The organism is Actinomycetota bacterium (assembly GCA_036280995.1).
GTDB lineage: Bacteria > Actinomycetota > CALGFH01 > CALGFH01 > CALGFH01 > CALGFH01.
The window spans coordinates 1-10,773 of record DASUPQ010000439.1 but is presented as its reverse complement, the minus strand read 5'-3'; the positions used below and the strand labels follow the sequence as shown (position 1 = coordinate 10,773).

Here is a 10,773-nt window from a genome sequence, read left to right as displayed (position 1 = left end):
CCTGGGGCCGGACGGGAAGCCCAGCGGCCAGTTCGTCGGCCAGATCGACAAGATGACCCAGTACTCCAAGCAGCTGGACGACTTCCGCAAGACGACCGCCGAGTACTGGGAGGACGGCCCGGGCTCGGTGACCCCGCCGGGACATTGGAACCAGTTCGCCCAGTGGGTGGCCCGCCGCGACACCAACACCCTCGATGAGGACGCCCGCCTGTTCTTCGCCCTCAACAACGCGCTGTTGGATGCCAGCATCAGCGCCTGGGACGGCAAAGGACGCTGGGACTCGATCCGGCCCATCAGCGCGGTCCGGTGGCTGCAACGGGGCAAGATCATCCAGGCCTGGGGCGGCCCCTACAAGGGACCCAGCTATATCAAGGGCGAGGACTGGATTCCGTATCGGCCCCCCAACGACCCGGCCCCTCCCTTTGCCGAGTACGCCTCGGGCCACTCCACCTTCTCCGGCGCCGCTGCCGAGGTGCTGACCGGCTTCACTGGTCGGGGCAACTTCGAGCTGATGGTCACCATCCCCGCGGGCAGCTCCCGGGTCGAGCCCAAGACGGCCACCCATCCGGGGGTGCCGGCCAAGCCGATCACCCTCAAGTGGACGAACTTCCGGTATGCGGCCGAGCAGGCCGGGCTGTCGCGCCAGTACGGCGGGGTCCACTTCGAGCACGGCGACAAGGACGCCCGCGAAGCCGGCTCCAAGGTGGGCAAGCACGCCTGGGCCAGGGCCCTGACCTACTTCAACGGCACCGCCAGCTAACCCTGGCATAGGCTGCCACTGGAGGCCATATGCGACCCATCCGTCTCGTTGTCCTCGTGGCCCCGGCCCTGCTCGCCGCCTTGCTCCTGGCGCCGTCGACGCGGGCGCAGCCGCCGGTGGAGCTCGATCCGCCGACCTACTTGAGCGCCGGCAACAGCCCCGTCTCGGTCGCAACCGGTGACTTCAACGGCGACGACGACCCCGACCTGGCAGTCGCCAACCGGTTCTCCAGCGACGTCTCGGTGCTGCTCGGCGACGCCGATGGCGGCTTCACCGGCCCGATCAGCTTCCCCACCGGCTTCTTCTCCAACTCGGTGGCGGTGGGTGAGTTCGACCAGGACGGCGATCCCGACCTGGCGGTCGCCAACGCCTTCGAGGGCACGGTTTCGGTGCTGCTCGGCGGCGCCGATGGCGGCTTCAGCGGCCCGACCGACTTCGCCGCCGGCTCCCCCTACGTGGTCGCGGTGGGCGACTTCAACGGCGATGGGGATCCCGACCTGGTGGTCGCCGACCACGTCCTCGGCAATCTGTCGGTGCTGGTCGGGGGCCCGGGCGGCCGCTTCAGCGGTCCGACCACCGTCGCCACCGGCACCGGCACCGCCGCCGTGGCGGTGGGCGAGTTCAACCAGGACGGCGATCCCGACCTGGCCGTCGCCGAAGAGTCCGGCCAGGTTCGGGTGCTGCTGGGCAGCTCCGGCAGCGGCTTCGCCGGCCCGACCACCGTCCTGTCCGGGTCTCAGGTCCAGGGTGGGTTGTCCTCGGTGGCGGTGGGGGACTTCAACCTCGACGGGGATCCCGACTTGGTCGTCGCCCACCGCTCCGGGAACCAGGTCAGGGTGCTGCTCGGCGGCCCCGGCGGGGGCTTCGGCGCTCCTAACGACTTCCCCACCGGCCCCCTCCCGGCCTCGGTCGCGGTGGCCGACTTCAACGCCGACGGCAAGCCCGATCTGACCACCGCCCACCCCACCAAGAACAACGTGGCGGTGCTGTTGAACACCACCGTCACCAACCGGGCCCCGACGGCGGCCGATGATTCCTACAGCACCGCCGAGGACACGCCCCTGACGGTGGCCGCCCCCGGGGTGCTGGGCAACGACATCGACCCCGACCACGACCCGCTGAGCGCCGTGCTGGTGTCAGGGCCGAGCCACGGCACCCTCACCCTCAACCCCGACGGCTCCTTCACCTACACCCCGGCCACCAACTACATCGGCGGCGACTCGTTCACCTACCGGGCCAGCGACGGCACCCTCGCATCGGAGTTGGCCACGGTGACCCTGACCGTCACCGCCGTCAACGACCCCCCCACGGTGACGGTGGCCGTCGGCGGGACCTGCGGCAGGGATGACCACTCAGGCACGATCAACCTGACCGTGGCCGATATAGAGAGCCCGGCAGCGGAGCTGACACTCAGCGTCCTCTCGTCTTCCAACCCGACGCTGGTGCCGACCGGCAACATCGTCTTCGCCGGCAGCGGCGCCGCTCGGACGATGACCGTGAGCGCCGTGGACGGGCGCGGCGGGACCGCGATCCTGACCGTCACCGTCAGCGATGGGCAGGCCAGCGGCACGGTCCAGGTGAGGGTCACGGTCGGCGGCGGCGGCAAGGATATCCTGACCGGCGACACCGGCGCCGACCTGCTCTTGGCCCAGAGCAACAACGACGCCCTGGCTGGCGGGGACGGCAACGATCTGCTGTGCGGCGACAGCGGCAGCGACAGCTTGTCCGGCGGCCCAGGCGACGACAGCCTGGGCGGCGGCAGCGGCAGTGACCGGCTCACCGGCGGGTCGGGCGCGGACCGCTTCAGCGGCGGCAGCGGCACCGACACGGCAACCGACTTCACCGCCACCGAGGGCGACATCAACGACGGCACCATCCCCTAGACAGCGAACGCCCATACCGATCGACTCACCAGCGGCTGCGACGCATGCGATCGGTGGGCCCGTCTTGGGCAGCTGGAGCGGCCGCACCGCAAGAGCGCTTCGCTCGATCGCCCTGGGCGGCGGTCTGAGCCTGTCCTGGCCGGAAGCGTCAGGCCTGCTCAGGGCCCTCAGCCCGCGTCGCAGTTGCGGCAGGTCGAAGAGCGTGATGGCCTTGGCGGCCGGGAGGGGCCGACACCGACGGTGGCTAGGGGATGGTGGCGACGGCGCCGGCGGTCGTGAGCAGGTCCACCATGGTGAAGGAGCCGCCGGTGCCGTAGGTGGGGGTCCAGTCGGGGTCCTGGCGCAGGTAGGACTGGCGATCGCCCTTGATCAGGCCGACGATGACCTCGGCGACGATTTGGCCGCCGACCGGGCCCAGGTGCTCGCCGCCGGCGGTGACCTCGGCCTCGCGCAGGATGTAGAACCACAAGGGCGTCCGCCGGTGGAGATGGAGGGGCTGAAGATCCTCAAGGTCCCCCGCGGCCAGCTCAGGGAGGTTCATCGCCTGGGCCACCCGCTGGCCCGATGGCACCTTCATCGTCAGGTTGCGCAGCAGGTTGCGGGTGGCCAGCGAACTCGGCTCGCCCTCGGGCTGGCCCAGCAGGGTGAACAGCACTGACGAGAGGGTGGTGTCGATCTTCTTGTTGGGACGTACCCGGCCGTCGCCGAAGTCGAAGAAGGTCTGCCAGTCAAGGAACCGGCGCGGGGCGCGCCGCCCACCCCGCAGGTCGGACGGGTCGTCGGGGTCGGCAGCTCCCGGGTCGAGGAACAGGGCGAAGAACTGCTGGGACGGGTCGCTGGCGCTGGTCCCGAAGTTGGCTCGGTAGCTGGGACGGATCTGGGAGTGGCCAAAGCGGTAGGCGGCCACCGAGAACTCGACCGGGATGAACGGGTCGTTGCGCCACCCGAAGTGCTGGGGGCCGTTGGCCACCACGTCGTCGGCTATCGTCTGACCGACGGTGGTGGGGAGGAACTCGTGCAGGATGAGCCACTGGTAGTGCCAGCGCACCACCCGCTGGGCCTCGGCGAAGATCTCCTGGACCGTGTAGCCCGGGCCCAGCTCGGTCTTGACGTCGTCGACCACCTGGTTGTGGAAGCGTAGGAAGGCCAGCTGGAGCTGGGCGACGACCAGGTTCTCGTCGTTGCGGGGGTCGCCGACCAGGGCGGTGTTCTGACGGTTGCGGGGCAGATCCAGCCGGGTCGCGCCGTCGATCGACACCGCCGCCGACCCGGGAATCTCCTCGGTCAGCAGCGTGGTCTGGCCCCCGTCCACGGTGCGGTCGTACAGGTGCGGTGAGGCGACCGGCCCGCCCCCATAGACGCTGTCAAGGTCCAGCGCGGGGATGCGGAAGTTCCGGATGGCCTCGGGGTCCTGCCGGCGGGCCAGGCTGGAGGTCGGATCAAAGCTCATGTCGTGGTCCAGGAACTGCCCCAGGAAGGTGAAGCCAGCCGTGATCGTCGGGTTGTTGGGGTTGTTGGCGCTCTTGGCCGGGTCGGTGATCAGGGTGACCGGGTCCGAGAGGTCGTCGGCGGCATCCATGGGACCGCCTTGGGCGCCGAGCTCGGCCAGCGCATCCCGGACCAGCTTGGTGTCGGCCGCGAACGGCGGCAGGGTCGGGAACAGACGACCGAACCGGCCCTGAGCGTAGAACACCGACTGCGGAGTCGACTCGCCGAGATTGGCATGGCCGTGGGGCATGGCAACGCTCCTCCAGATGTCGACTATGCGAGCAATGCCCTAGCTTGACAGCATCCGGTGCTGGCTCCCAGCTTGATGTCGGAACCGGCGAAGGTGCAGAGGAAAGAAAAATGGCAGGGGCCCGGCGTCGCAGATTCACCCACCGGCCGCGGCGCCTGCGGTCCGCCCGCTCAGGATGGGTCGCCGACATGGAGGTCGCCGCGTTCCCTGGGGTAGGGGCGCGGGCTGGCCGAGATCCCGCCGCTCCACGTTCTCCGCTGCGGTGGCGGCGTACGGCGCCGGTTACCGGGTACCCACCATCCCATGAGAAGACACCCGGTCCGGGACCCGGCTGGCGATGGCTGACGCCGTCGTGGTCGGCGCCGGCCACAACGGGCTGGTCGCGGCCAACCTGCTGGCCGATGCCGGCTGGGAGGTGGAGGTCCTCGAGGCCACGGGGGAGGCCGGGGGCAGCGTCCGCTCAGCCGAGCTGACCGGCCCGGGGTTCTGCAACGACGTGTTCAGCGCCTTCTACCCGCTGGGGGCGGCCTCGCCGATCCTGCGCCGCCTGGAGCTGGAGCGCCACGGTTTGGAGTGGGTGCACGCCCCGCTGGTCGTGGCCCACCCGCACGCCGACGGCCGCTGCGCGGTGCTGTCGCGCGACCTGGCCGAGACGGCGGCGTCGCTGGAGGCCTTCGCCCCCGGCGACGGGGCGGCCTGGGAGCGGCTGTACGGGCGCTGGCGGCGGCTGCGCGGTCCCGTCCTGTCCGGGCTGTTCTCGCTGTTCCCGCCCGTGAAGGCCGGGGTCGCCCTAGGCATCCGGATGCCGCCGCGGGAGCTGCTGCGGCTGGCCCGTTTCGCCCTGCTGCCGGTCCGCCGCCTGGCCGAGGAGGAGTTCGGCGGGGCCGGTGGGGGGCTGCTGCTGGGCGGCAATGCCCTGCACGCCGACATCGGCCCCGAGGCGCCGGGCAGCGGCTTCCTCGGCTTCCTGCTGTGCGGCATCGGCCAGGAGCTCGGCTACCCGGCGGTCAAGGGTGGGGCCGGGGAGCTGCCGGCCGCCCTGGTGCGCCGTCTGGAGGCCCGGGGTGGGCGGGTGCGTTACCACTCCCGGGTCGAGAGGCTGGAGATCCGGGACCGGCGGGCGGTGGCCGTGCGTACCGCCGACGGCCAGGTGCTGCCGGCCGGCCGGGCCGTGGTGGGCGCGGTCGACGCCATCAGCCTGTACCGGCACCTGATCGGCGAGGACCACCTGCCGCCGGCGGTGGTTGACGACCTGGGCCGCTTCCAGTTCGACAACGCCACCGTCAAGGTCGACTGGGCCCTGGACGGCCCCGTGCCCTGGGAGGCCGAGGCCGCCCGCCGCGCCGGCACCGTCCACCTGACCGACTCGATGGACGACCTCACCATGTACAACGCCCAGCTGGCCTGTGGGGTGATCCCGGCCAAGCCGTTGATCGTGGTCGGGCAGATGACCACCACCGACCCCACCCGCTCGCCGGCGGGGACCGAGACCCTGTGGGCGTACGCGCATGTGCCCCAGGAGGTCCGTGGCGACGCCGGCGGCGACCTCACCGGCGCCTGGACGGACGCGGAAGTCCAGCGGTTCGCCGACCGCATCGAAGCCCGGATCGAGGCCAAGGCCCCCGGCTTCCGCGACCGCATCCGCGCCCGCCACGTCATGGGGCCGCCGGACATGCAGGAGCTGAACCCGAGCCTGGTCCATGGGGCCCTGAACGTCGGCACCGCCCAGATCTACCAGCAGCTGGTCTTCCGCCCGACCCCGGCCATGGGCCGGCCGACCACCCCGATCCGCAACGTCTACCTGGCCTCGGGGTCCGCCCACCCCGGCGGGGGCGTGCACGGGGCCCCGGGCGCCAACGCCGCCACCCTGGCCCTGCGCCGCGACGCCCGCCGCCGCCTGCTGACCGGGGCCGGCCGCTAGCGGCCCTGCCGCTGCGCCAGGGCGGTCCCGAGCCGCTCACCCAGGCGCCGGCGCAGCCGGCCCCGGCGCCAGCCGCCGTGCACGGCCGCGATCGGCACGGGCGCGAACAGGGCGCCGGAGGTGTCCGGAGCCGGGGTGGCCCGGGTCAGGGTGGTAGCGCTCCAGCGGGCGACCGCCCACTCGGCCAGGCGCGGCGCCACCCGGTGGGAGGCCAGCAGCAGGGAGGAGACGGCGCCGGCGGTGGTCTGGCGGCGGGGCCGGCGGGCGCAGCCGACGATCGCGGCGGCGATCCGTTCCGGGGCGTAGGCCGGCGGGATGGCCCGCAGCTGGCGGCCGGTGTGGTTGGCGGCCCGCTGGAACACCGGCGTGTCCACCGGGCCGGGCATGACCAGGCAGACATGGATTCCGGGCTGGCCGGCGACCGCCTGGCGCAGGTTGAGGGCCAGGCCGCGGGTGGCGTACTTGGTCATCGAGTACAGCGGCACCTGGGGGTTGGGCACGATCCCCAGCAGCGACCCCACGATGACCAGGGTCCCGTGGCCCTGGGCCTGGAAGGTGGCCAGCGCGGCCCGGGCGCTGAGGGTCGCCCCGACCACGTTGACCTCGACCAGCCGCCGCAGCTCCTCCACCCGCTCGCTGCCCAGCGGGCCGGCGATCAGGCTGGCCGCCGCCTGCACCCAGACGTCGACGCGGCCGAAGGTGTCCACCGCCCGGCGGGCCAGCCGCTCCACGGCGGCGGCGTCGGTGATGTCGGTCGGCGCCACCAGCGCCTGGGCGCCCCGGGCCTGGCAGGCGCGCTCGACCTCACCCAGCGCCTCGGGGTCGCGCGCGGCCAGCACCAGCCGAGCTCCCAGCCCGGCGAAGGCCAGCGCGGTTGCCTTGCCGATCCCGCTCGAGGCGCCGGTGATCACCACCACGGCACCCCGGAGGTCCCGACGCGGACGCATCCCACCTCCCTGTTCCGATCCCGGGGCCCGGCTGCCCCGGAAAGTCCAGCCACAATCCCTACGCGCCGAGGCCACCCCGCGGATGCATGCCCTCGCCCGCGGCAGCGCCAGCCCGGTCGGGCACGCGGTCGTTGATCGGGAGCTGTCTGTGCCCAGGGGCTGGATCGCCGACCCGGACCGCCGCGCTGGCGCCGGGTGCCCGAGCGGCTCGGGTTTGCGACCAAGCCGAGCTGGCCAGGGTGATGCTTGCGCGTGCCCTGGCTGCCGGGGTGCCGGCCGACAGGGCCCGCCGGCTGCCTGTCGGCCGTACCTGCGCACCGGAGCTGGCCTTCTACCGCTGCGCCGGCCCGGCCACACTGCCGTTGGCCGCCCTGGCGCGGGTGGCCGGGTGCCGCTGGCGGGTGGAGGAGGCCTTCCAGGCCCAAGGGGCTGTGCGGCCTGGTCCAGCACCAAGCACGCGCACGCCGAGCCCACGACCAGCGACAAGCCGCTCAGCAGCCGTGAACCTACGAAGGGACTGGTTGGGCGCGGCCTGGGGTGGTGCAACCAACGCCTGCGGCGCTGAACCGCGACCGCCTCAGGTGTGCTCGCGGAGCCAGCCCAGGGCCGCCGCGGCGGCGTTCAGGACCGAGATGTGCCCGTCGTCCGGGCGCAGCCACAGCTCTGCCGAGGGGGTGCGCTCGGCCAGCCACCGGCCGTGGGAAACGGGCGCGACCCGGTCCTGGCCGCCGTGCAGGAACAGCGCTGGCGCGCGGACCTGTCCGGGGTCGAACCCCCAGGGGGCGACGTAGGCCAGCTCGTCGTCCACCTGCCCGTCCGGGCCGCCCTCCAGGGCCTTGGCGGCCACCGTCCCCAGCCAGGACCAGGCGCCCTCGACGGCGGCGTGGTCCGCCGGGGTGAACTCCTCCGGGTCCCACTCGGTGGATGCCAGGTGGGCCTGCATCGCCGCGCGGCCGGCCGCGGCGGCGCGCAGCCTCGCCTCGCCGGAGGCCGCCATGCCCGCAAACCAGTCAAGCCCCTGGGCGTCCGACGGGGCCATCGCGGCCACACAGACCACGCCCACCACCTGCTGTGGCAGCAGCGCGCCGCAGGCCAGGGCGTGCGAGCCCCCACCGGAGTGGCCCATGACCGCGAACTGCCCGATGCCCAGGGCGTCGGCGACGCTGGAGACGTCGTCGGCGGCCGAGGCGATGTCCCGCCCTGGGTGAGGGGTGGACCCGCCGTATCCGGGCCGGTCGTAGGACACCCAGCGAATGCCGTGCTGGGCGGCGGCCGGGAACAGGGGCTCGGGCGGCACGCCGGTGTTCGGCGTGCCGTGGTGCCAGAACACCACCAGGCGGGGGTCGGCGCCGTCCGGGGGAGCGTCGTAGACGTGCAGGGTGCGCCCGTCGCTCAGCTGCAGGTCGGTCTCGGCCGTCGTCATGGAGCAATTCTCGCCAAGAGCCCGGACAGGTGGGCTTCTCGTCGGGCCCCTTGGGGAGGCGGCAACCCACCCAGAACCACAACGATCACGATCTCCGGCTGGGAGTATTCGGCGTGCACCTGGCCTCGGAAGGCATGCCCCGCTTCGCTACGAAGGTGTGCCGGCCTCCTTGGAAGCTTGGATCAGGTTGCCGCGGGCCCGGGGTCGCGGTTGAAGGCCGCGCGGGCCCACAGGAAGCTGGCCAGGGTGATGCCGACGCACCAGGCGACGGCCACGGCCGCGCTGTTGCCGATGGCCGTGCCCAGCAGCAGGCCCCGCAGGGTCTCGATGAAGGGGGTGAAGGGCTGGTACTCGGCGAACCAGCGCAGGGCGGTCGGCATCGATTCGGTGGGGACGAACCCGCTGCCCAGGAAGGGCAGGAGCATCAGGGGCATAGGCAGGTTGCTGGCCGCCTCGACGGTCTTGCTGACCAGGCCGCAGGCGACCGACAGCCAGGTGATGGCGAGGGTGATCATGGCCAGGACGCCGACCGCCGCTGTCCACTCGACGGGACTGGCGGTGGGCCGGAACCCGATGAGCAAGGCGACCGCGAGGACGATGGCCAGGCTGGCGGCGGTCTGGGTCAGGGCGCTGACGACGTGGCCGGTCAGGATGGAGGGCCGGAAGATGGCCATGGTCCGGAAGCGGGCGATGATGCCCTCGGTCATGTCCATGGCGACCGAGATCGCCGTTCCCTGGGCGACCCCGGCCACGGCCATGAGGAGGATCCCCGGAATGACGTAGGCGAGGTAGTCGGCGCGGCCGCCGCCCGGGCCGCCGAGCCCGGCGCCCAGGGTGCCGCCGAAGACGTAGACGAACAGCAGCAGGAAGACGACCGGGATGCCGGCGACCATCAGGGTCAGGGTCGGGTAGCGCCACATGTGGCGGAGGTTGCGGCGCAGCATCGTCCTGGAGTCGCGCACCGCGTAGGCGGGGGTGCTCATGGCAGGGTTGCCCTTTCCTTGTCGGGTTGGCCGGTGAGGGTGAGGAAGACGTCGTCGAGGTCGGGCGTGTGGATCGACAGCCCACCGACCTCGACCGACGCCCCGTCGAGCCGGTCGAGCAGCGCCCGCAGCGACCGGACGCCACCGTCGCTCGGGATCTGGAGGGTGAGCGCGTCGTCGTCGCGCACCGCGTCCCCGAGGGTGCGAGCCGCCGATTCGAGCCCGTCCGGGTCGGCGAACTGGAGGCGGATGTGGCCGCCGGGGACGCGGCGCTTGAGCTCGTCCGGGGTGCCCTCGGCGATCAGCCGCCCGTGGTCCAGGAGCGCGACCTGGTCGGCGAGCTCGTCGGCCTCCTCCAGGTACTGGGTGGTGAGGAAGATCGTGACCCCGCCGGCCACGAGCTCACGGATGAGCTGCCACATGGTCCGGCGGCTGCGCGGGTCCAGGCCGGCCGTCGGCTCGTCCAGGAAGATGATGCGCGGGTCGCCGACCAGGGTCATCGCCAGGTCGAGCCGGCGGCGCATGCCCCCGGAATAGGTGCCGGCCGGCTTCCTGGCCGCCTCGACCAGGTCGAACCGGTCCAGCAGCTCGGCCGCCCGCCGCCTGCCCTCCGCCCTGTCCAGATGGCGCAGGTCGGCCATCAGGAGCAGGTTCTCCTCGCCGGTGAGCAGCTGGTCGACCGCCGAGAACTGGCCGGTGACCCCGATGGCGGCCCGCACCGCATCTGGTTCCTGGGCCAGGTCGTGGCCACCGACGGCTACCTCACCCGCGTCGGCGCCGATCAGGATGGACAGGATCTGCACCATGGTGGTCTTGCCGGCGCCGTTGGGGCCGAGCAGCGCGAACACCGTCCCCTCCGGGACCTGCAGGTCGATGCCGTCGAGCACGACCTGGTCACCGAACGACTTGCGCAGTCCGGCGACCGCGATCGCGGACCGAGCTGTGCGGCTCGTCATGTCTCGTCCTTTCCGGTGGCGTTCGCGACGGAGCGGTTGATGGTGATGTTCCCGAAGGAGGTGCGGGCGCGGACCTCGACCGCGTCCTCGCCCGGTCCGGGACCCTCGGCGGCGTCCAGGTCGTTGCGCACGGTGCCGTAGCGGGTGCTGAGGTCCAGCCAG

Annotated in this window: 8 protein-coding genes; 3 read left to right on the top strand and 5 right to left on the bottom strand. The window is 72.5% G+C overall.

The genetic code is table 11. From position 1 onward, the window contains the following. Both VF468_14690 and VF468_14685 read left to right on the top strand, forming a co-directional pair. The coding region (locus tag VF468_14690) for a vanadium-dependent haloperoxidase (protein ID HEX5879540.1) at positions 1 to 760 on the top strand (760 nt) is incomplete at its 5' end. A gap of 29 nt (positions 761 to 789) precedes the next feature. Then, the gene (locus VF468_14685) at positions 790 to 2,643 is read left to right on the top strand and encodes an FG-GAP-like repeat-containing protein (protein HEX5879539.1); all 1,854 of its coding nucleotides are present in this window, start codon (positions 790 to 792) and stop codon (positions 2,641 to 2,643) included. Between the two features lie 244 nt (positions 2,644 to 2,887). Here VF468_14685 and VF468_14680 read toward each other — a convergent pair whose 3' ends face one another. Beyond that, positions 2,888 to 4,381: a heme peroxidase family protein gene (locus VF468_14680; protein HEX5879538.1), complete on the bottom strand. Its 1,494-nt coding sequence runs from the start codon at positions 4,379 to 4,381 to the stop codon at positions 2,888 to 2,890. A gap of 337 nt (positions 4,382 to 4,718) precedes the next feature. On the opposite strand from VF468_14680, the gene VF468_14675 reads away from it, so the two are divergent. After that, positions 4,719 to 6,302 carry an NAD(P)/FAD-dependent oxidoreductase gene (locus tag VF468_14675; GenBank protein ID HEX5879537.1) on the top strand — a complete coding sequence of 528 codons (1,584 nt, stop codon included), beginning with the start codon at positions 4,719 to 4,721 and terminating at the stop codon, positions 6,300 to 6,302. On the opposite strand, the gene VF468_14670 is transcribed toward VF468_14675, so the two are convergent. The 4 genes from VF468_14670 to VF468_14655 form a co-directional block, all read right to left on the bottom strand. Next, positions 6,299 to 7,249, bottom strand: coding sequence for an SDR family NAD(P)-dependent oxidoreductase (locus VF468_14670; GenBank protein ID HEX5879536.1), 951 nt, complete (start codon positions 7,247 to 7,249; stop codon positions 6,299 to 6,301). The two genes, VF468_14675 and VF468_14670, sit on opposite strands and share 4 nt — an antisense overlap. 577 nt (positions 7,250 to 7,826) lie before the next feature. Then, positions 7,827 to 8,672: an alpha/beta fold hydrolase gene (locus VF468_14665; protein ID HEX5879535.1), complete on the bottom strand. Its 846-nt coding sequence runs from the start codon at positions 8,670 to 8,672 to the stop codon at positions 7,827 to 7,829. 182 nt (positions 8,673 to 8,854) lie between these two features. Then, positions 8,855 to 9,655 carry an ABC transporter permease gene (locus VF468_14660; GenBank protein HEX5879534.1) on the bottom strand — a complete coding sequence of 267 codons (801 nt, stop codon included), beginning with the start codon at positions 9,653 to 9,655 and terminating at the stop codon, positions 8,855 to 8,857. Then, positions 9,652 to 10,611: an ATP-binding cassette domain-containing protein gene (locus VF468_14655; protein ID HEX5879533.1), complete on the bottom strand. Its 960-nt coding sequence runs from the start codon at positions 10,609 to 10,611 to the stop codon at positions 9,652 to 9,654. Before VF468_14655 ends, VF468_14660 begins: the two co-directional genes overlap by 4 nt. Between the last annotated feature and the right edge of the window lie 162 nt (positions 10,612 to 10,773).

Bases quoted from the DNA above. Each gene is read 5' to 3' on its own strand.
- VF468_14665 (HEX5879535.1), bottom strand. From the start codon at position 8,672: ATGACGACGGCCGAGACCGACCTGCAGCTGAGCGACGGGCGCACCCTG.
- VF468_14675 (HEX5879537.1), top strand. From the start codon at position 4,719: ATGGCTGACGCCGTCGTGGTCGGCGCCGGCCACAACGGGCTGGTCGCG.
- VF468_14670 (HEX5879536.1), bottom strand. From the start codon at position 7,249: ATGCGTCCGCGTCGGGACCTCCGGGGTGCCGTGGTGGTGATCACCGGC.
- VF468_14685 (HEX5879539.1), top strand. From the start codon at position 790: ATGCGACCCATCCGTCTCGTTGTCCTCGTGGCCCCGGCCCTGCTCGCC.
- VF468_14660 (HEX5879534.1), bottom strand. From the start codon at position 9,655: ATGAGCACCCCCGCCTACGCGGTGCGCGACTCCAGGACGATGCTGCGC.
- VF468_14680 (HEX5879538.1), bottom strand. From the start codon at position 4,381: ATGCCCCACGGCCATGCCAATCTCGGCGAGTCGACTCCGCAGTCGGTG.
- VF468_14655 (HEX5879533.1), bottom strand. From the start codon at position 10,611: ATGACGAGCCGCACAGCTCGGTCCGCGATCGCGGTCGCCGGACTGCGC.